This is a genomic window from Massilia litorea, assembly GCF_015101885.1.
GTDB lineage: Bacteria > Pseudomonadota > Gammaproteobacteria > Burkholderiales > Burkholderiaceae_D > Telluria > Telluria litorea.
Map to the genome: position 1 here is coordinate 3123544 of NZ_CP062941.1, position 19636 is coordinate 3143179.

The window sequence follows — 19636 nt, forward strand, 5'->3', positions numbered from 1 at the left end:
TCCCGACGCCACCCTGCGCACCGCACGGTATCACCAGCCGATACTCCTGCAGTTTCTCAATCATCCAGTGATTCGCCATGCTAGACTTTCTGCCGGACAACTAACGGGAGCCCGCCATGACCACTGTTCAACGACCGACCGCCGCCTTCGTCGGCGCATCCTGGGCCGCGCTCTTCATCGGCGCCTGTGCTTTCCTGATCGGTCTCTGGAACGCGCAGATGGCGCTCAACGAGAAAGGTTATTACCTGACCTTGTTGCTGTATGGCCTGTTCGCTTCGGTCTCGCTGCAAAAATCAGTGCGCGACCGCAGCGAGGGGATCGCGGTCACCGGGATGTATTTCATGCTGTGCTGGGTCTCGCTGTGCGCCGTCATCGTGCTGCTGGCCGTCGGTCTCTGGAATGCGAGCTTGCAGCCGAGCGAGAAGGGCTTCTACGCGATGTCGTTCTTGCTGAGCTTGTTCGCCGTGGTGGCGGTACAGAAGAACGTGCGCGACCTGGGCGGAAAGGCTGCGCAGGTCCAGGCCGACTACACCTGAACCGCCAAGGCTGGCAAAGCTGGGTGCGCCCGTCAACGCGGGTTCTCCAGGCGCGTCGCCGCTTCGAGTTCCTTCATCCAGTTTTCCTGCATCGGTCCCGATCCGTCTGGGTGGTCAGCAGCAGGAGCGATCAGGTGAGATATCGCATAGCTCCGTGGATGTTGCAGGAAAGCATGAATTTACCACTGTCTTGCGCATCTTGAAATGTGTCGCGGCACCCCAATTTTATTTCCTAGTCAAGAACACTCACTAGGGAGTACAACATGCGGCAAGACAAATTGACGACCAAGCTCCAGGAAGCGCTGGCGGATGCCCAGAGCCTGGCGGTCGGCAACGACAACCAATACATCGAACCCGTGCACCTGCTGGTCGCCCTGCTGAACCAGGACGACGGCAGCGCCCGTTCGCTGCTGCAGCGGGCCGGCGTGAATGTCGGCGCCCTGACCAATGCGCTGAAAAATTCCTTCGAACGCCTGCCGAAAGTCTCCGGCACCGGCGGCGAGACCCAGGTGGGGCGCGATCTCGTTTCGCTGCTCAACCTCGCCGACCGCGAATCGCAGAAGCGCGGCGACCAGTTCCTGTCGAGCGAGATGGTGCTGCTGGCGCTGACCGAGGATAAATCCGACGCCGGCCGCCTGGCGCGCGAGCACGGCCTGGCCCGTAAATCGCTGGAATCGGCCATCCTGGCGGTGCGCGGCGGCGAGAACGTGAATTCGCAGGACGCCGAAGGCCAGCGCGAGGCGCTGAAAAAATACACGCTCGACCTGACCGAGCGCGCGCGCCTCGGCAAGCTCGACCCCGTGATCGGCCGCGACGACGAGATCCGGCGTGCGATCCAGGTCCTGCAGCGCCGTACCAAGAACAATCCGGTGCTGATCGGCGAGCCGGGCGTCGGCAAGACGGCGATCGTCGAAGGCCTGGCCCAGCGCATCGTGAACGGTGAGGTGCCCGATTCCCTGAAGGGCAAGCGCGTGCTTTCGCTCGACATGGCGGCCCTGCTGGCCGGCGCAAAGTTCCGCGGCGAGTTCGAGGAGCGGCTGAAATCCGTGCTGAAGGAACTGGCCCAGGACGAGGGCCAGACCATCGTCTTCATCGACGAGATCCACACCATGGTCGGCGCCGGCAAGGCGGAGGGCGCGATGGATGCGGGGAACATGCTCAAGCCGGCCCTGGCGCGCGGCGAGCTGCACTGCGTCGGCGCGACCACGCTCGACGAATACCGTAAATATGTCGAGAAGGACGCCGCCCTCGAGCGCCGCTTCCAGAAGATCATGGTCGACGAGCCGAGCGTCGAGGCGACGATCGCCATCCTGCGCGGCCTGCAGGAAAAGTACGAGCTGCACCACAAGGTAGAAATTACCGACGCCGCCATCATCGCCGCGGCCGAGCTGTCGCACCGCTACATCAGCGACCGCTTCCTGCCGGACAAGGCGATCGACCTGATCGACGAGGCGGCCTCGAAGATCAAGATCGAGATCGACTCCAAGCCGGAAGTCATGGACAAGCTCGAACGCCGCCTGATCCAGCTGAAGATCGAGCGCGAAGCAGTGCGCAAGGAGACCGACGAGGCCTCGCTGCGCCGCCTGGAACTGATCGGCGAGGAAATCGCCCGCCTCGAGCGCGAGTACAACGACTACGAGGAAATCCTGAAGGCGGAAAAGGCGGCGGTGCAGGGCACGACCCACATCAAGGAAGAGATCGAGCGCATCCGCCACCAGATGGAGGAAGCCAAGCGCCAGTCGAACTGGCAGCAGGTCTCGGAGCTGCAGTACGGGCGCCTGCCGGAACTCGAGGCGCAACTGAAGCATGCGGAGGAAGCTGCGAACCAGACCGATGGTGAAGCCGAAAAGCCGAAGCTGCTGCGTACCCAGGTCGGCGCCGAAGAGATCGCCGAAGTGGTCTCGCGCGCAACCGGCATCCCGGTCTCGCGCATGATGCAGGGCGAGCGCGACAAGCTGCTGCACATCGAGGAAAAGCTGCACGAGCGCGTGGTCGGCCAGGACGAGGCGATCGAGGCGGTGTCGGACGCGATCCGCCGCTCGCGCGCCGGCCTGTCGGACCCGAACCGTCCCTACGGTTCCTTCATGTTCCTCGGCCCGACCGGCGTCGGCAAGACGGAACTGTGCAAGGCCCTGGCTTCGTTCCTGTTCGATACCGAGGAATCGATGATCCGCATCGACATGAGCGAATTCATGGAGAAGCATTCGGTTGCCCGCCTGATCGGCGCGCCGCCGGGCTATGTCGGCTACGAGGAGGGTGGTTATCTCACGGAAGCCGTGCGCAGGAAGCCGTACAGCGTGATCCTGCTCGACGAGATCGAGAAGGCGCACCAGGACGTGTTCAACGTGCTGCTGCAGGTGCTCGACGACGGCCGCATGACCGACGGCCAGGGCCGCACCGTGGATTTCAAGAACACGGTGATCGTCATGACCTCGAACCTGGGTTCCCACAAGATCCAGTCGATGGACACCGACGAGCCGGCGGTGGTGAAGATGGCCGTGATGGCCGAGGTGCGCGGACACTTCCGTCCGGAGTTCATCAACCGGATCGACGATATTGTCGTGTTCCACGCGCTCGACGAGAAGAACATCGGCGCGATCGCGAAGATCCAGCTGCGCAGCCTGGAAGAGCGGCTCGCCAAGATGGAGATGGCGCTCGACATCGACGACGAGGCCCTGCAGAAGATCGCGGAAGCCGGCTTCGACCCGGTGTATGGCGCACGCCCGCTCAAGCGCGCGATCCAGCAGCAGATCGAGAATCCGCTGTCGAAGGCGATCCTGTCGGGCCGCTTCGGGCCGAAGGACACGATTCCGGTGCGCGTGCGGCACGGCCAGCTGGTGTTCGGCGAAGAACAGGGCGTGGAGCTGGCGAAGTAAGCCGGTTCCGCGGAAAGGAAGGGGGCGCAGCGATGCGCCCCTTTTTTTTCGTTTGCCGTTGTGTAACGTAGGGTGGGCTCCCGAGCCCACGCGTTGCGGCCTCGCCTGCTACGCGACAGTGTCGCTGTCCGTACCTTGGCGCTGGGCGAAGCAGTGCGAGATGCGGGCGCTGCGACGCGTGGGCTCGAGAGCCCACCCTACGGTGCACTACCGTCAGGTGTAAATACGGGCTCATCGACATTCCCCGCGCCAGCAAACCTTGCTGGTTTTGACTACACTGGTCTTTTTCGTATCTCAACGAACAACACCATGAGCACAACAAGCCTGCGCCAGGACGCGCGCGTGATCGCCCTGGTCGGCGTCTCGCACGGGGTCTCCCACTTCTATCACCTGATCCTGGCCGGCCTGTTCCCCTGGCTGAAGTCGGCGTTCACCCTTTCGTATGCCGAGCTGGGGCTCCTGATGAGCGTGTTCTTCGTCGTCTCCGGCGTCGGCCAGGCCTTGTCGGGCTTCCTGGTCGACCGGGTCGGCGCGCGGCGTGTGCTGTTGTCCGGTCATGCGCTGCTGGGCGCCGGCGCCCTGGTGCTGGCCAGCGCGCCCAACTATGCCATGCTGCTGCTCGGCTCCCTGATCGCCGGCTGCGGCAATGCGGTGTTCCACCCGGCCGGCTATACGCTGCTGAACCAGAACGTCTCGAAGGCGCGCCTGCCGTATGCGTTTTCGATGCACGGCATTTCCGGCAACATCGGCTGGGCGGCCGCGCCCCTGTTCCTGGCGGGCGTGGCCACGCTCTCGAGCTGGCGCGTGGCCCTGCTGGCGGCCTCCGTCATTCCCGCACTGATGCTGCTGACGCTGTTCCTGAACCGCAGCGTGCTGGGGACGAATGCGCCGCCGCAGCCGGGCGCGCAGGCGGCGGGCGGCTCCTTTGGTTTCCTGCGCCTGCCGGCGGTCTGGATGTGCTTCGGCTTCTTTTTCCTCACCTCGGTCGCGCTGGGCGGCATCCAGGCTTTCTCGTCGACCAGCCTGACCTCGCTCTACGCCATTTCGCTGCCGACCGCGGCAACGGCCTACACGACCTTCATGCTGTGCTCGGCGGCAGGGATGGTGGCCGGCGGTTTCCTGGCCGCGCGTGCGCACAACCATGACCGCACGATCGCAGTGTGTTTCCTGTTCGCGGCGGCGCTTGCCCTGCTGTTGTCGGCCTCGATCGTACCGGGGCCGCTGGTGGTGCTGGTGATGGGGGCGATCGGCCTGGCGACCGGCGTGGCCGGGCCCTCGCGCGATCTGCTGATCCGCGCCGCGGCGCCGCCGAACGCCACCGGCCGCGTGTTCGGCGTGGTGTATTCGGGGCTGGACAGCGGCATGGCCGTCGGCCCGGTGCTGTTCGGCATGCTGATGGATGGCGGCCACCCGGCCGGGCTGTTCATCGGCGTGGCCCTGTTCCAGACGCTGGCGATCGCGACCGCGGTGGGCGCCGGCGGCAAGGGGCGGGCGCCGTTGCCGCACAAGGCCTGAGCGTCGGGAGGGCGAAAAAAATGCGGGCCGCGGCCCGCATTTTTTATTCCGTTGCACGCACTTCGTTGCGCTTCCGGAGCGCCAGGCGGATCAGAGCGAGTTCAACCAGCAGCAAGTGCTTGTCCTCAATATGCCGGGCTCCAACGCCGGATATCGTGAATGCCTGGTACCAAATCTCTCAGCCGGAACACTGGCAGCTTGCAGCAACGCTGCAGCTTTCCACCATGTGAGATGCCACCGTCAGGGCGTGAAACGCTGCAGCAGACCATGCCTTAAATCCGCTTTCATGCTGAGAAATTCTGTTTCGTATCATGGAACGATTGAATTAACTGGCTGATTTTTAAGGTCAAAAAAATATTCAAATGTCTTATATAAGAGTGATTGTGCGCTGCGCAAGCTGCGCTATGATTTATCCAACGGATTTCACTTCGCAATCAGCTATTTCATTATCAGGAGAATCAGATGGCAACGCGTGAACAGCAGATCGCAGCATTGCAAAACGACTGGGACACCAACCCACGCTGGAAAGGTGTCGTCCGCAATTACACCGCCGAAGACGTGGTACGCCTGCGCGGTTCGCTCCAGATCGAGCACACGCTGGCCAAGCGCGGTGCCGAGAAGCTGTGGGACCTGGTCAACAACGAGCCCTTCGTCAATGCCCTGGGCGCGCTGACCGGCAACCAGGCGATGCAACAGGTGAAAGCCGGCTTGAAGGCAATCTACCTGTCGGGCTGGCAAGTTGCGGGGGACGCCAACGTGGCCGGCGAAATGTATCCGGACCAGTCGCTGTATCCGGCCAACTCGGTGCCGATGGTCGTACGGCGCATCAACAACACCTTCCAGCGCGCCGACCAGATCCAGTGGTCGGAAGGCAAGGACGACATCGATTATTTCGCGCCGATCGTGGCCGATGCCGAAGCGGGCTTCGGCGGCGTGCTGAACGCCTTCGAGCTGATGAAGGCGATGATCGAAGCGGGCGCGGCCGGCGTGCACTTCGAAGACCAGCTGGCCTCGGTCAAGAAATGCGGCCACATGGGCGGCAAGGTGCTGGTGCCCTCGCGCGAAGCCGTCGAGAAGCTGACCGCCGCGCGCCTGGCGGCCGACGTGATGGGCACCCCGACCCTGGTGATCGCCCGTACCGATGCCGAAGCGGCCGACCTGCTGACCTCGGACGTCGACGACAATGACAAGGAATTCTGCACCGGCGAACGCACGGTCGAAGGCTTCTATAAAGTGCGTGCCGGCCTGGACCAGGCCATCTCGCGCGCGCTGGCCTATGCGCCGTTCGCCGACCTGGTCTGGTGCGAGACCGGCAAGCCGGACCTGGAATTCGCGAAGAAATTCGCCGACGCCGTGCACGCGAAATTCCCGGGCAAGATGCTCGCCTACAACTGCTCGCCTTCGTTCAACTGGAAGAAAAACCTGGACGACGCCACGATTGCCAGGTTCCAGAAGGAACTCGGCGCGATGGGCTATAAATTCCAGTTCATCACCCTGGCCGGCTTCCATGCCCTGAACTACGGCATGTTCAACCTCGCCCACGGCTATGCACGCCGCCAGATGTCGGCCTTCGTCGAGCTGCAGGAAGCCGAATTCGCCGCCGCCGAGAAGGGCTTCACGGCCGTCAAGCACCAGCGCGAAGTCGGCACCGGCTACTTCGACGCCGTGACCCAGACCATCCAGCAGAACCAGAGCTCGACCACGGCGCTGCACGGTTCGACCGAGGACGAACAGTTCTTCGACGAGAAAAAAGTCGCCTGATATCCTCGGGCAGACGAAAAGTGGGTAAAAGCCGCGGCCAACAGGCTGCGGCTTTTTTCGTTTGAGGCCGATTATTTCGGCCACCGGGCGGTTGTAGTGGATAATGTCGACAATTGCGCCGCCTCGCGCGGCCGCCGCATTGACCTATTAGATTGGAATTCCCCTTATGTTGAGCTACCGCCACGCCTTCCACGCGGGTAACCACGCCGACGTCCTCAAGCATTTCGTCCAGGTGCAACTGCATCAGTACATGAATCAGAAGGACACTGCCTACACCTATATCGATACCCACTCGGGTGCCGGCGTGTATGCGCTCGACGGCAGCTTCGCGTCAAAGAATGCCGAGTTCGACACGGGCATCGGCCCGCTGTGGGGCCGTACCGACCTGCCGCCGGCGCTCGCCGAGTATGTCGACCTGGTGAAGGGCATGAACCCGAGCGGCAAGATGCGCTACTACCCGGGTTCGCCCTGGGTGGCCGACCAGATGACGCGGCCGGACGACCGCCTGCGCCTGTTCGAGCTGCATCCGGCCGACAGCAAAATCCTCGCGGACAATTTCCGCAAGGCGGAAGCACACAAGGCGGAGCAGGGCGAGCGGTCGCGCGGCAAGCGCGTGATGATCGAGCGCGGCGACGGCTTCATGAGCATGAAGGCGCTGCTGCCGCCGCCGTCGCGGCGCGCGCTGGTGCTGATCGACCCGCCCTACGAGATGAAAGACGACTACCGCAAGGTCAAGGACGCGGTGGAAGAGGCCCTCGGGCGCTTCCCGAGCGGCATCTTCGCGATCTGGTATCCGGTGCTGCAGCGCATGGAATCGCGCCAGTTCGCCGACCGCCTGAAACGCCTGCCGGCCAAGGAGTGGCTGCACGTGACCCTGACCGTGTCGACGCCCGGCCCGGACGGTTTTGGTTTGCACAGCAGCGGCATGTTCATCCTGAATCCACCGTACACGCTCGAACCCCTGCTGCGCGAAGTCATGCCCTATCTGGTGAAAGTGCTGGGGAAGGATGCGGGCGCCAGTTTCGTCATCGAACGCGGCACCCAGGTGACGGGCGCGGCCGCTGCCCGCGTCGGGGCCGGCGGTGCGGCCCGCCAGCCGGTCGGCAATGCACGCCGCGCCAGCCCGCTGTCGGGCACCGGCAGCCTGCGCCTGCCGGGCCAGGCCGCAGTGCCGCGCGCGGAAGCGGCGCCCGCCGAGGCACGCCGTCCGGATGGCGCCGCCGCCGGCAAGGTGGGGGCTGCAGAGCGTGCCAAGCGTTTCTCGCGTCCGGAAGCCGACCGTCCGGACGAGCGTTTCGACCCGGCGCGCAGTCCGGCCGGGAATGCGGCCAAGGCGCCGCGCGCACGCTATGCGGACGAGCGTCCGAAAGCTGCCGGTGCACGGCCGGAGCGCGCGGCCAGCGGCCGCCCGAGCTCGGGACGTCCAACCGCAGGCACGGGACCGGCGCGTCCACGCAAGCGCTGAGCGGGCAGGGGTAGTCGCCCCGCCTTACAACACGCGTCCGCCACGCGCGTCCGGTCCGGTTGGCGCCGTCGCTGTAAGGCCGAGCCCGTCAACCTGCCGGCCAGATGCCCGTTAACGCATTGATATCCATACAATCCGGACCATTTGCGCAACGCGGCTGTGCGTTCGTTTCGATGTAAAAATGTAAAGATTGGCGCGATAGTGTATAGTCGCCGTAGGTGCGCAACCGTGCGTTTGCCTTGCCGCGCCTATGGGGCAATAAGGTTTTCAGGAGTGTACATGCTTGCCAAAGCAAGGCCGGTATCGACGATACCGGCCGACGAATTTTTCCTGGCGCGCCAGCCCATTCTGGGACGCGACCAGCATATGGTTGCTTACGAGCTGCTCTTTCGTGCAGCAGGCGAGCACGACGACGCACGTCTGACCGACGGCGCGGCGGCCACCGCTGCGGTCATCTCTCACGCTTCCCAGCTCGGACTTGAGCAAGTTGTTGGTAATAATCTGGCATTCGTCAACGTCGACGAAGTGGTCCTGATGGACGACTATGTCCGTTTCCTGCCGCCACATAAGGTTATCCTCGAAATTCTCGAAACCGTCAAGCCGACAGAGCCGTTGCTGGCCCGTGTGGCCGAGCTCAAGGAACTCGGGTTCAAGTTCGCGCTCGACGACGTCATCGACCATAGCGAAGAGGTCGAGAAGCTGCTCGGACTGGTCGATGTGGTGAAGATCGATTTGCAGGGCGTCGCGCCCGAGGCCTTGGGCCACCTGTGCGCGTCGCTGCGCACGAGCGGCAAGAAGCTGCTCGCGGAAAAGGTCGAGACCCAGCAGGAATTCCGCCTGTGCATGGAGCTCGGCTTCGACTACTTCCAGGGATATTATTTTGCGCGCCCGGTGATCCTCAGCGGACGCAAGATCACGCCCTCGGAACTGGTGATCCTGCACCTGCTCGAACTGATCAATTCCGACGCCGACGATGCGACGATCGAAACCGCCGTCAAGCGCGACCCGCTGATCAGCCTGAACCTGCTGCGCCTGGTGAACAGCCGCGCCGCCGGCCCCGAGCGCCGCATCGAATCCGTCGCCGAGGCGCTGACCCAGCTCGGCCGCAAACAATTGCGGCGCTGGCTGCAGATCCTGATGTTCGCTGCGCCCGGTAGCCAGGTCGAGCTCGCTTCGCCCCTGCTGCAACTGGCCACCACGCGCGGCAAGCTGCTCGAGCTGATGTCGCTGGAGGTCTACCCGCTCGATGTGAGCGGCGCCGAACGCGCCTTCACGGTCGGCATCATGTCGCTGGCCGACGCCCTGTTCTCGATGCCGATGGCCGACATCCTGGACAACGTCGAACTCGCCAGCGACGTGCGCGCCGCGTTGCTGGAGCGGGCAGGGGACCTGGGCGCCATGCTCGACGTCGTCGAGCGCCTGGAAAAAGCGGATACGGGGCGCTGCTTTACCCAGGCCCTGCGCCGGCTCGGGCTGACCTCGAAGCAGGTGCGCGAGATCGAGCTGGCTGCCTTCGACTGGGTGAGCGAGCTGGTGCACGACGCGGCGTGATCATCCACCTGGGGGCATGAGGCCGATGGCCTCATGCCGGCCCCACTGCGGGGCGCCCACCCTGGCTTACTGGCCGAGAAACAGGAACACCGTCGGCTTCTTGTGAAACTCCGGCATCTTCCCGCTCGCCAGCTGCGCTTTCCACTTCGCCGCCGTCAGTGTGCGCACCGATTCCGTCGGCAGCGACAAATCCGTCGCCACGCACACCAGCGTTCCCGGCTGGCAACTCGCCACCAGCGCTTCCAGCATTTGCCCGTTGCGATACGGCGTCTCGATCAGCAACTGCGTCTGCTTTTCACCCCGCGAGCGCGCTTCCAGTTCGCGGATGCGCTTGGTGCGCGCCGCCGCATCGGTCGGGAGGTAGCCGTTGAAGGCGAAGCTCTGTCCGTTCAGCCCGCTCGCCATGACGGCCAGCAGCAGGGAGGAGGGCCCCACCAGCGGCCGCACCGTCACCCCATGCTGGTGCGCCAGGCGCACGAGATCGGCGCCGGGGTCGGCCACGGCCGGCACGCCGGCTTCCGAAACCAGTCCCGCATCTTCGCCCGCCAGTAAGGGCTCGAGCAATTGCGTTAATGCAGCGGCCGGCGTGTTGACGTTCAGTTCGGCAATGCGGATTTCCTGCAGCGGTTTCGCCAGCGGATGATCGATCGCGACCAGCTTGAGGAAGGCGCGCGCCGTCTTCGCGTTTTCGGCGACGAAATAGCTCAGTTGCGAGGTAAGCGCCTGCACCTGGCCGGGCAGGACGTGGGAGAGGGCGCCGGGTGCGGCGTCGGTTGGACCAAGGGTGTTCGGAATCAGGTAAAGGGTGCCGGGCATGAGTCAATCAATAAGTTAAATGCCGAAAAATGCCACGCCGGCGCGGCGCAGCATACCGGTCAGGGCGATCAGGGGCAGGCCGGTGAGGGCGGTTGGGTCGGAGGAGTCGATGCGTTCCAGCAGGGCGATGCCCAGCCCTTCGTTCTTGGCGCTGCCGGCGCAATCGTAGGGCTGCTCGATGCGCAGGTAGGCGTCGAGCTCGGCATCGGGCAAATCGCGAAAGCGCACGAAAACCTGGATATTTTCCACCTGGGCGCTGTGGTCGCGGCCGTCCCACAGGCACAAGGCCGTATGGAACACGACTTCGCGCCCGCGCATCGTCTGCAGTTGGGCCAGGGCGCGCGGATGGTCGCCCGGTTTGCCGATCTGCTCGCCATCGAGCGTGGCGACCTGGTCGGAGCCGATGACGAGCGCGCCCGGATGCCGGAGGGCGATCGCCTCGGCCTTGGCGCGCGCCAGGCGCAGGGCGGTCGCCTGCGGTGCCTCGCCGGCCAGGGGCGTCTCGTCGATATGGGGTGCGATCGCCTCGAAGGGCAGGTGCAGGCGCCCCAGCAGCTCGCGGCGATAACTGGAACTCGAGGCCAGGATCAGGCGCGGCGTGGAAGAACTTGGTATCATGTGCGCGCTTCAGCAAAATTGAACAGGAAAAGCAGTCCCGGCAGGCAGCGCCCATGAAGGGGCCAGCGCAGGCGCCGGGCCGTGGCGCGCCGCAACAGATGGACGGCGCCAGGGCCAAAAAAACGCGCAAGTCTTTGACTGCGCGAGGATAACCCTGTTATTATCGCAGGTTTTCCGGGGACGTTTTCTGCAATGAGCGCTTTTGTCATCGACGCCTTTGAGTTCTGCCGCACTGGCGGCTATCGCGAAGGGGTGACCCCGGTCACGGAAATGACCCGCCTTGCCGCCGACTGCGCCAACGCCAGTGGCGAGATCGCCTGGTCGATCCAGGGTGGTGTAACCCCGCAAGGCTATCCGACGATGACCCTGTCGGTGGCCGGTCCGGTCCAGCTGGTATGCCAGCGTTGCCTGGCCCCGTTTGATTACCGCATCGATTCGTCGACCCAGCTGGTCTTGGGGCGCGACGACGAGGAAGCGGACGGGATGGAAGAAGTCCTCGACGATGAAAGCATCGACGTGATCGTCGGCAGCCACACTGCCGATATCCGCGAGCTGCTCGAGGACGAAGCGCTGCTGGCCCTGCCGCAGGCGCCGAAACACGAGGTATGTCCGAGCACCACGCTGCTCGACACCCTGAAGTCTGAAAAGGTATCGCCGTTCGCCGGCTTGAAGAACCTGAAATCCGAATAAGCCGAATTGGCAAATAAGTCGTAGTAAGCAGTTGTAGTCAAACGCGCGCACAGTCGAGTATGTCAGGGCAGCGTTTCAAATATTCCGGCAATCGTGAGGTTGCCGGTGGGATACTCGATGTGCATGTTTTTGCAAATCGATTGTGTTAGAATTTTAGAACTTTAGTATTAGGAGTCATCATGGCAGTTCAGCAGAATAAGAAGTCCCCATCGAAGCGCGGTATGCACCGTTCGCACGATTTCCTGGTTGCCCCTAACCTGGCAGTCGAGCCGACGACCGGTGAAACCCACCTGCGTCACCACATCAGCCCGAACGGCTTCTACCGTGGTCGCAAAGTCCTGAAGACCAAGAACGACGAGTAATCGCCGTCTTGTTTTTCTGTACCATGAAAGCGGTGCAACGTATGTTGAGTGCGTGGCGCCGCTTTTTCTTTGTCCCCGGTCGCCGATTTTTGCGCACCAACACGGTTGCTGTCCCGGACCGGCATCGCGCCGACGCGCGCATGCACCTTGCCGCCACCGTCGTGTGAGTCGCGGTATTACCCCCACAGATGACAATTAAAATATCCATCGACTGCATGGGCGGAGACCACGGTCCTTCCGTTACCATTCCAGCAGCCCTGTCCTTTCTCAAGCAGCAGCCCGAAGCCGAACTGATCCTCGTCGGCCTGGAAGAGTCGCTGCGCGCCGAACTGAAAAAACACCACGCCGACACCAATCCGCGCGTGACCATCAAGCACGCCTCCGAAGTGGTGGAGATGGACGATCCGGTCGAAGTCGCGCTGCGCCGCAAGAAAGATTCCTCGATGCGCGTCGCGGTCGAGCTGGTCAAGGACGGCACGGCCAATGTCTGCGTGTCCGCCGGCAATACCGGCGCCCTGATGGCCGTCTCGCGCTATGTGCTCAAGACCATGGCCGGCGTCGACCGTCCGGCGATCTGCTCGATCCTGCCGAACCAGAAGAACGGCCCGACCTACATGCTCGACCTCGGCGCCAACGTCGACTGCAGCCCGCACCACCTGCACCAGTTCGCGATCATGGGCTCGGTCCTGTTCTCGGCCATGGAAGGGGTCAAGAAACCGACCATCGGCCTGCTCAACGTGGGCACCGAAGAGATCAAGGGCAACGACGTCGTCAAGGAAACGGCGCTGCTGCTGCGCGCCGACCACGAGCGCGGCTCCCTGAATTTCCATGGCAACGTCGAAGGCAACGACATCTTCAAGGGCACGACCGACGTCGTCGTCTGCGACGGTTTCGTCGGCAATGTCACGCTGAAAGCCATCGAAGGCCTGTCGCGCTACATGAAGTCGGTGTTCAAGCAAAGCTGGCTCTCGATGCTGGGTGCACTGATCGCCCGCGGCGCGCTGAAAAAACTGAACCCGGAACGCTATAACGGCGCCGGCCTGCTCGGTTTGAAGGGCCTGGTGTTCAAGAGCCACGGCGGCGCGAATGCGTACGCTTTCGAGTGGGCAATCAAGCGCGCTTTCGACGCGGCGAAATATAATGTACAAGAGCAACTCTCGGCGATGATCGCCGAGCTGATGCCAGACACGCCTGACGCCCAGCGCCAGGTTTGATTGACGACGGAACTCGGGTGGAATCGCAATGACTGTCTACAGCAAAATCATCGGCACCGGCAGCTACCTGCCTGCGCGCAGGGTCAGCAACGACGAACTGGCGGCCGAACTGGCCGCCAAGGGCATCGAGACCTCGGACGAATGGATCAGCTCGCGCAGCGGCATTTCCGCGCGCTACTATGCAGCGGCCGACCAGAACTCGTCCGACCTCGCCGTCGAAGCAGCCCAGCGCGCCCTCGAGGCTGCGGGCAAGAGCGCAACCGATATCGACATGGTGATCGTTGCCAGCTCGACGCCGGATTTCCAGGGCAGCTTCCCGAGCACCGCCTGCATCGTCCAGCGCAAGCTCGGCATGACCAACCATAGCGCCGCCTTCGACGTGCAGGCCGTCTGCAGCGGCTTCGTCTACGCGGTTGCCACCGCCGACGCCTTCATCAAGGCCGGCATGCACAAGACGGTGCTGGTGATCGGTTCGGAAGTGTTTTCGCGCATCCTGAATTTCGAAGACCGCACCACCTGCGTGCTGTTCGGCGACGGCGCCGGCGCCGTGGTCATGAGCGCTTCGCAGGAGCCGGGCATCCTGGCCGCCAAGCTGCACGCCGACGGTACCCATTCCGACATCCTGTCGATCCCGCCGAGCCCGGCCGGCAGCCCGGCCAGCGGCGGCTTCCTGCACATGGATGGCCAGGCCGTGTTCAAGCTGGCCGTCACCGTGCTCGAAGAAGTCGCGACCGAAGTGCTGGACGCGGCCCAGATGGCGCCATCCGACGTCGACTGGCTGATCCCGCACCAGGCGAATATCCGCATCATGAAGAGCACGGCCAAGAAACTCGGCCTGCCGCTCGAGCGCATGGTCGTCACCGTCGACGAGCATGGCAATACCTCGGCCGCCTCGATCCCGCTGGCGCTCGACCTTGCCGTGCGCGACGGTCGCATCAAAGCAGGCGACAATATCCTGATGGAAGGCGTCGGCGGCGGCTTTACCTGGGGCGCCGTCCTCGCGCGCATGTAACGCAGTAAGCTTCAATACGAGGAACATAACAAGATGAGCAAATTCGCATTCCTGTTCACCGGCCAGGGCGCGCAAGCGGTCGGCATGCTGAACGGCTTCGCCGGTAACGCCGTGGTGGAGCAGACCGTCGCCGAGGCATCCGATGCCCTCGGCCTGGACATCGGCAAGCTGATCGCCGAAGGCCCGAAGGAAGACCTCGACCTCACCACCAACACCCAGCCGGTCATGCTGACCGCCGCCGTGGCCGTGTACCGCGCCTGGATCGCGGCCGGTGGTCCCGTGCCCGCCATCGTGGCCGGCCACAGCCTCGGCGAATACTCGGCCCTGGTAGCCGCCGGCGTGATCGATTTCAAGGACGCGGTGCCGCTGGTGCGCTTCCGTGCCCAGTCGATGCAGGAAGCGGTGCCGGTCGGGCAGGGCGGCATGGCCGTCGTGCTCGGCCTGTCCGCTGACGACGTGCGCGCCGTCTGTGCCGAGGCAGCCCAGGGCGACGTGGTCGAAGCCGTGAATTTCAACGAGCCGACCCAGATCGTGATCGCCGGCCACGCCGCCGCGATCGACCGCGCCTGCGAGATCGCCAAGGCGAAGGGCGCCAAGCGCGCCATGAAGCTGGCAGTCTCGGCGCCGTTCCACTCCTCGCTGCTGAAGCCTGCTTCGGACCGCCTGCGCGAGTACATGGAAAAACTGAGTTTCAATGCGCCGCGTATCGATTTGATCAACAACGTCGACGTGGCTATCCTGAAAGACCCGGAGGCGATCAAGGATGCCCTGGTGCGCCAGGCAGCCGGCCCGGTGCGCTGGGTCGAGACCATGGAGAAAATGGCGGCCGAGGGAGTCACGCAAGTCATCGAATGCGCCCCGAGCAAGACCCTGATCGGCATGGCGAAACGCATCGATCCGGTGCTCGTCGGCGAAGCCCTGACGGACCAGGCCGCGCTCGAGCGCGTGCTGGCAGCCGTCAAGGGCGCCTGAGCGTCAACATCGTTTCAAGTAAAGGAACAGAATGAATCTGGAGAACCAAGTCGCTCTCGTCACCGGTGCCTCGCGCGGCATCGGCAAAGCCATCGCTCTCGAACTGGCCCGTCAAGGCGCAAAAGTCGTCGGCACCGCTACCAGCGAATCCGGCGCGGCGGCCATCACCGAATACCTGGCCGAGTTCGGAGGCAAGGGTCTCGTGCTCGACGTCACCGACGCAGCGCGCTGCACCGCCGTCATCGACGAGGTGCAGAAGGGCTTCGGCAGCCTGTCCATCCTCGTCAACAATGCCGGCATTACCCAGGACAACCTGGCCATGCGCATGAAGGACGAGGAATGGGACAGCGTCATCGCGACCAACCTCACCGCCGTCGGCCGCCTCTCGCGCGCCGTGCTGCGCGGCATGATGAAGGCCAAGCAAGGCCGCATCATCAACATCACCTCGGTCGTCGGTTCGTCCGGCAACCCGGGCCAGATGAACTACGCCGCCGCCAAGGCCGGCGTGGCCGGCATGACGCGCGCACTGGCACGCGAAATCGGCAGCCGCAACATCACCGTCAATTGCGTCGCGCCGGGCTTCATCGATACCGACATGACCAAGGGTCTGGGCGAAGGCCAGCACGAAGCGCTGCTCACGCAAATCCCGCTGGGCCGTCTCGGCCAGCCGGAAGACATCGCCCATGCGGTGGCTTTCCTGGCCGGTCCGACCGCGGCTTATGTCACCGGTACCACGCTGCACGTGAATGGCGGCATGTACATGAATTGACTGAAAGTCTGCCGGCACGGGGCGTACGATTGAATTTCGCCCCATTTACATCACGGCAGAATCTCATCTTTTAGCAGGAGTTTCGGCTGAATTAGCGTCAGACGCCGAAAATAGTTTTTCAGCGCGCAAACCTGATAAAATGCGCGCACTTTCCGCAACACATACCTAATGGAGCCATAACATGTCGGATATCGAACAACGCGTTAAAAAAATCGTCGCTGAGCAACTGGGTGTTGCAGAAGCCGACATCAAAATCGAGTCCTCGTTCGTTGACGATCTCGGCGCCGATTCCCTGGACACCGTTGAGCTGGTGATGGCCCTGGAAGACGAGTTCGAAATGGAAATCCCTGACGAGCAGGCTGAGAAAATCACCACCGTCAAGCAGGCGATCGACTACGCGACCGCGCACGTTAAGGCCTAAGCGGGCCTAAGCTGTTTTAGTTTTCGGGAGAATCGCTTGAGCCGTTCACGCAACCGCCGCGTTGTCATTACCGGCCTGGGCTGCGTTTCACCTATCGGCAATAACATTGCCGATGCGTGGAGCGCAGCGCTGGCTGGCAAGTCGGGCATTGCCAACATCACCAGGTTCGATGCAACGCCGTTTTCGACCCGCTTTGCCGGCGAAGTCAAAGGCTTCAATATCGAGGATGTCATCCCCGCCAAGGAAGCCCGCAACATGGATACGTTTATCCATTTCGGCATGGCAGCGGGTATCGAGGCGCTGCAGGATTCCGGGATTGAAGTCACCGAAGAGAATGCAGACCGTATCGGCGTGATCGTCGGTTCGGGCATCGGCGGCTTGCCGCGCATCGAAGAGCAGAAGGACGAATACGACAAGCGCGGCCCGCGCCGCATTTCGCCGTTCTTCGTGCCTGCTTCGATCATCAACATGATCTCGGGCGACCTCTCGATCAAATTCGGGTTGCGCGGTCCGAACCTGGCCATCGTCACGGCCTGCACCACCGGCCTGCATTGCATCGGCGCGGCCGGCCGCCTGATCGAATACGGCGACGCCGACGTGATGATCGCCGGCGGTGCCGAGTCGACCATCTCGCCGCTGGGCCTGGGCGGTTTCGCCTCGGCACGCGCGCTGTCCTCGCGCAACGAGGATCCGGCCACCGCTTCGCGTCCCTGGGACCGCGACCGCGACGGCTTCGTGCTGGGCGAGGGCGCCGGTGTCATGGTGCTGGAAGAGTACGAACATGCGAAGGCACGCGGCGCGAAGATCTACGCCGAGCTGCTGGGCTTTGGCATGAGCGCGGACGCCCACCACATCACGGCGCCGATGGAAGACGGCAGCGGCGCAAGCCGGTGCATGGTCTCCGCCATGGCCAATGCCGGCATCAATGCCGACCAGGTGCACTACGTCAATGCGCATGGCACCTCGACGCCGCTGGGCGACCTGGCTGAAGTGCAGGGGATCAAGCGTACCTTCGGCGACCATGCCCACAAGCTGGTGGTCAACTCGACCAAGTCGATGACCGGCCACCTGCTGGGCGGCGCTGGCGGCCTCGAGTCGGTGTTCACGGTGCTGGCGATCCACAACCAGGTCTCGCCGCCGACGATCAACCTGTTCAACCAGGATCCGGCCTGCGATCTCGACTTCGTGGCGAACACCGCCCGCGACATGCAGATCGACTATGCCGTGAAGAACTCGTTCGGCTTCGGCGGTACCAACGGTACCCTCGTCTTCGCCAAGGTCTGAAGTTCGAGCATGTGAACAAGACAGATCGACACCCGAGTGGTGTCGATTTGTTTTTTTGCAGCTTATGTCTGAACCTGCTGCGCCCGGTCCTGTCTAAGGTATTGGACGCCTGACCCTGCCGCACCCCGCGCGCGGCAGGCGTTCCGTTTCACTTTCCCTTCATATCGTGTCCCTTGCCGTGTCCGCACGTGTTGCGCCGTCACGCCGTTTGCGCGCAGGCCTCCTGCTGTTCGCGCTGGCGCAGCTATGCGCCGCCACTCTCGTCGGCATGGTGTTGCCGGGCCGCTTAGCCGGCGCCCCTTTTTGCGTCGCTTTTTTCCTGCTTGCAGCGCTCAGTTTGCTGCACCGATGGGCGAGCACGACAAAGACGCACCGGATTGATGTATCTGGAACCGGCACCATCCGCCTGACGGTACAACAGGAGATGGGAGCCGAACCGCCGGCCTCCGACGGACGGGTGGTCACACTGTTGCCCGCAAGCCTGGTCTGGCCTTCGATGCTGCTGCTGCATCTGGCCGACGAGGCCGGTACCAGGCACCTCGTCCCGGTGCTGCGCGACAGCCTGCCGCCATCCGACTACCGGGCGCTACGCGTGGTGATCGGCACGCTGGGCAGGCACCCCGGGCGAGCGGCAACGACATCCGAAATACTTTGAACTTATTGCAGCGGGCCAACTCTTAGACAGGGAGGAGATACGATTCTCCCGTCGGCGCAGGCCCCAACGGGACACGGTCAGTGACGACAGAACGCGAGGGTGATCAACTGCTGGTCGAACGCGTCCAGGCCGGCGACAGGCAGGCGTTCGACTTGCTGGTGGCGAAGTATCAGCGTAGGCTGATGCGGCTGGTGTCGCGCCTCGTGCACGACCCTGCCGAAGCCGAGGACGTGGTGCAGGAAACCTTCATCAAGGCCTTTCGCGCCTTGCGCCATTTCCGCGGCGAGTCCGCGTTTTATACCTGGCTGTATCGGATCGGCATCAACACGGCAAAGAATTATCTCGTCACACAGGGCCGGCGCGCACCGACCTCGACCGAGGCAGATACGGAACGCGCTGAAGCGTTTGACGATGCGGATAGCTTGCGAGACATTAATACACCGGAATCAGTGTTAGCGAGTAAGCAGATCGCCTACACGGTCAATGCGGCAATGGAAGCGCTCCCGCTGGAACTGCGGACAGCAATTGTCTTGCGCGAAATTGAGGGTTTGAGCTACGAAGAAATCTCCGAAGTGATGGCGTGTCCAATTGGAACCGTGCGCAGCAGGATTTTTCGCGCGCGCGAAGTCATCGCCGAAAAATTGAAGCCTTTGCTCGATTTTCCGGCTGACAAACGTCGGTAGCTAGCGTTATCGCAACAACAAGGAGGGCGGAAGGTCAAAGCAGATGGATCGCTCGCCTCCCTGAAAACTGGACCACTTTTTGGATCAACAGCTACTGGAACGACCGATGGACACGAACAAAAAAAACCGCGAACGTATCTCCGCCCTGAGCGACGATGCATTGCCGAAAGACGACCACGAACTGGCCTGCGCAGCCCTGCGCACGGCCGATGGAATGGCAGCGTGGGAAGTGTATCACCTGATCGGCGATGTGCTGCGCACGGGAGAGCCTGCCGATCTCTCGCCCGGCTTCGCGGCACGCCTCAGCGCGCGCCTGGCGGCCGAGCCGCTGCATCCGCGCCGCCCCCTCGTCGAGGCCGAGCTCGCCAAGCCTGGCGTGCTGGCGGCCTCCACACCCTCGTCCTGATACCTGCCTCTGCGGCAAGCCGGCCGGCGA

At 63.4% G+C, this 19636-nt stretch carries 19 protein-coding genes; 17 read left to right on the top strand and 2 right to left on the bottom strand.

The features are described from left to right. The first annotated feature begins 116 nt into the window (after window positions 1-116). From yiaA to LPB04_RS14010, 6 genes are all read left to right on the top strand, one after another. Window positions 117-536: an inner membrane protein YiaA gene (yiaA, locus tag LPB04_RS13985; RefSeq protein WP_193685161.1), complete on the top strand. Its 420-nt coding sequence runs from the start codon at window positions 117-119 to the stop codon at window positions 534-536. 263 nt (window positions 537-799) lie between these two features. Next, the gene (gene clpB / locus LPB04_RS13990) at window positions 800-3412 is read left to right on the top strand and encodes an ATP-dependent chaperone ClpB (protein ID WP_193685162.1); all 2613 of its coding nucleotides are present in this window, start codon (window positions 800-802) and stop codon (window positions 3410-3412) included. A 309-nt stretch (window positions 3413-3721) separates the two neighbouring features. Continuing rightward, window positions 3722-4927, top strand: a complete 1206-nt coding sequence (locus LPB04_RS13995) for an MFS transporter (protein WP_193685163.1) — start codon at window positions 3722-3724, stop codon at window positions 4925-4927. Between the two features lie 462 nt (window positions 4928-5389). Continuing rightward, window positions 5390-6688 (top strand): isocitrate lyase, encoded by a 1299-nt coding sequence (gene aceA, locus LPB04_RS14000; protein WP_193685164.1) that lies wholly within the window; start codon window positions 5390-5392, stop codon window positions 6686-6688. Between the two features lie 166 nt (window positions 6689-6854). Then, complete coding sequence (locus LPB04_RS14005) at window positions 6855-8153, top strand: 23S rRNA (adenine(2030)-N(6))-methyltransferase RlmJ (protein ID WP_227496407.1); 1299 nt, start codon at window positions 6855-6857, stop codon at window positions 8151-8153. Between the two features lie 279 nt (window positions 8154-8432). Further along, entirely contained in the window at window positions 8433-9704 is a 1272-nt protein-coding gene (locus LPB04_RS14010; protein WP_193685165.1) for an EAL and HDOD domain-containing protein, read from the top strand. Window positions 9705-9770: 66 nt separating this feature from the next. Here the strand turns inward: LPB04_RS14010 and LPB04_RS14015 are convergent, their stop codons facing one another. After that, window positions 9771-10520: an SAM-dependent methyltransferase gene (locus LPB04_RS14015; RefSeq protein ID WP_193685166.1), complete on the bottom strand. Its 750-nt coding sequence runs from the start codon at window positions 10518-10520 to the stop codon at window positions 9771-9773. Between the two features lie 15 nt (window positions 10521-10535). After that, window positions 10536-11138, bottom strand: coding sequence for a Maf-like protein (locus LPB04_RS14020; protein ID WP_193685167.1), 603 nt, complete (start codon window positions 11136-11138; stop codon window positions 10536-10538). 192 nt (window positions 11139-11330) lie between these two features. On the opposite strand from LPB04_RS14020, the gene LPB04_RS14025 reads away from it, so the two are divergent. The 11 genes from LPB04_RS14025 (at window position 11331) to LPB04_RS14075 (ending at window position 19606) form a co-directional block, all read left to right on the top strand. Continuing rightward, window positions 11331-11828 (top strand): YceD family protein, encoded by a 498-nt coding sequence (locus LPB04_RS14025; RefSeq protein WP_193685168.1) that lies wholly within the window; start codon window positions 11331-11333, stop codon window positions 11826-11828. Window positions 11829-12007: 179 nt separating this feature from the next. Next, a complete protein-coding gene (gene rpmF / locus LPB04_RS14030; RefSeq protein ID WP_028104096.1) occupies window positions 12008-12190 on the top strand; it encodes a 50S ribosomal protein L32 in 183 nt (60 codons plus the stop codon). Window positions 12191-12378: 188 nt separating this feature from the next. Next, window positions 12379-13404 carry a phosphate acyltransferase PlsX gene (gene plsX, locus LPB04_RS14035; RefSeq protein ID WP_193685169.1) on the top strand — a complete coding sequence of 342 codons (1026 nt, stop codon included), beginning with the start codon at window positions 12379-12381 and terminating at the stop codon, window positions 13402-13404. A gap of 28 nt (window positions 13405-13432) precedes the next feature. After that, on the top strand, window positions 13433-14416 hold the full coding sequence (locus tag LPB04_RS14040) for a beta-ketoacyl-ACP synthase III (RefSeq protein ID WP_193685170.1): 984 nt from the start codon (window positions 13433-13435) through the stop codon (window positions 14414-14416). 33 nt (window positions 14417-14449) lie between these two features. Next, window positions 14450-15388, top strand: coding sequence for an ACP S-malonyltransferase (fabD, locus tag LPB04_RS14045; RefSeq protein WP_193685171.1), 939 nt, complete (start codon window positions 14450-14452; stop codon window positions 15386-15388). Window positions 15389-15419: 31 nt separating this feature from the next. Continuing rightward, the gene (gene fabG, locus LPB04_RS14050) at window positions 15420-16157 is read left to right on the top strand and encodes a 3-oxoacyl-ACP reductase FabG (RefSeq protein ID WP_193685172.1); all 738 of its coding nucleotides are present in this window, start codon (window positions 15420-15422) and stop codon (window positions 16155-16157) included. Window positions 16158-16338: 181 nt separating this feature from the next. Then, complete coding sequence (gene acpP / locus LPB04_RS14055; protein WP_020653257.1) at window positions 16339-16578, top strand: acyl carrier protein; 240 nt, start codon at window positions 16339-16341, stop codon at window positions 16576-16578. Window positions 16579-16614: 36 nt separating this feature from the next. Beyond that, window positions 16615-17862, top strand: a complete 1248-nt coding sequence (gene fabF, locus LPB04_RS14060) for a beta-ketoacyl-ACP synthase II (RefSeq protein WP_193685173.1) — start codon at window positions 16615-16617, stop codon at window positions 17860-17862. 178 nt (window positions 17863-18040) lie between these two features. Then, window positions 18041-18517 (top strand): protein YgfX, encoded by a 477-nt coding sequence (locus tag LPB04_RS14065; protein WP_307727176.1) that lies wholly within the window; start codon window positions 18041-18043, stop codon window positions 18515-18517. An 80-nt stretch (window positions 18518-18597) separates the two neighbouring features. Further along, window positions 18598-19200 carry an RNA polymerase sigma factor RpoE gene (gene rpoE / locus LPB04_RS14070; protein ID WP_193685175.1) on the top strand — a complete coding sequence of 201 codons (603 nt, stop codon included), beginning with the start codon at window positions 18598-18600 and terminating at the stop codon, window positions 19198-19200. A 106-nt stretch (window positions 19201-19306) separates the two neighbouring features. Beyond that, window positions 19307-19606 carry a sigma-E factor negative regulatory protein gene (locus LPB04_RS14075; RefSeq protein ID WP_193685176.1) on the top strand — a complete coding sequence of 100 codons (300 nt, stop codon included), beginning with the start codon at window positions 19307-19309 and terminating at the stop codon, window positions 19604-19606. Window positions 19607-19636: the final 30 nt, after the last annotated feature.

What these genes read in the sequence shown, in the direction of transcription:
- yiaA (WP_193685161.1), top strand. Translation starts at nt 117, where the DNA reads ATGACCACTGTTCAACGACCGACCGCCGCCTTCGTCGGCGCATCCTGG.
- clpB (WP_193685162.1), top strand. Translation starts at nt 800, where the DNA reads ATGCGGCAAGACAAATTGACGACCAAGCTCCAGGAAGCGCTGGCGGAT.
- LPB04_RS13995 (WP_193685163.1), top strand. Translation starts at nt 3,722, where the DNA reads ATGAGCACAACAAGCCTGCGCCAGGACGCGCGCGTGATCGCCCTGGTC.
- aceA (WP_193685164.1), top strand. Translation starts at nt 5,390, where the DNA reads ATGGCAACGCGTGAACAGCAGATCGCAGCATTGCAAAACGACTGGGAC.
- LPB04_RS14005 (WP_227496407.1), top strand. Translation starts at nt 6,855, where the DNA reads ATGTTGAGCTACCGCCACGCCTTCCACGCGGGTAACCACGCCGACGTC.
- LPB04_RS14010 (WP_193685165.1), top strand. Translation starts at nt 8,433, where the DNA reads ATGCTTGCCAAAGCAAGGCCGGTATCGACGATACCGGCCGACGAATTT.
- LPB04_RS14015 (WP_193685166.1), bottom strand. Translation starts at nt 10,520, where the DNA reads ATGCCCGGCACCCTTTACCTGATTCCGAACACCCTTGGTCCAACCGAC.
- LPB04_RS14020 (WP_193685167.1), bottom strand. Translation starts at nt 11,138, where the DNA reads ATGATACCAAGTTCTTCCACGCCGCGCCTGATCCTGGCCTCGAGTTCC.
- LPB04_RS14025 (WP_193685168.1), top strand. Translation starts at nt 11,331, where the DNA reads ATGAGCGCTTTTGTCATCGACGCCTTTGAGTTCTGCCGCACTGGCGGC.
- rpmF (WP_028104096.1), top strand. Translation starts at nt 12,008, where the DNA reads ATGGCAGTTCAGCAGAATAAGAAGTCCCCATCGAAGCGCGGTATGCAC.
- plsX (WP_193685169.1), top strand. Translation starts at nt 12,379, where the DNA reads ATGACAATTAAAATATCCATCGACTGCATGGGCGGAGACCACGGTCCT.
- LPB04_RS14040 (WP_193685170.1), top strand. Translation starts at nt 13,433, where the DNA reads ATGACTGTCTACAGCAAAATCATCGGCACCGGCAGCTACCTGCCTGCG.
- fabD (WP_193685171.1), top strand. Translation starts at nt 14,450, where the DNA reads ATGAGCAAATTCGCATTCCTGTTCACCGGCCAGGGCGCGCAAGCGGTC.
- fabG (WP_193685172.1), top strand. Translation starts at nt 15,420, where the DNA reads ATGAATCTGGAGAACCAAGTCGCTCTCGTCACCGGTGCCTCGCGCGGC.
- acpP (WP_020653257.1), top strand. Translation starts at nt 16,339, where the DNA reads ATGTCGGATATCGAACAACGCGTTAAAAAAATCGTCGCTGAGCAACTG.
- LPB04_RS14075 (WP_193685176.1), top strand. Translation starts at nt 19,307, where the DNA reads ATGGACACGAACAAAAAAAACCGCGAACGTATCTCCGCCCTGAGCGAC.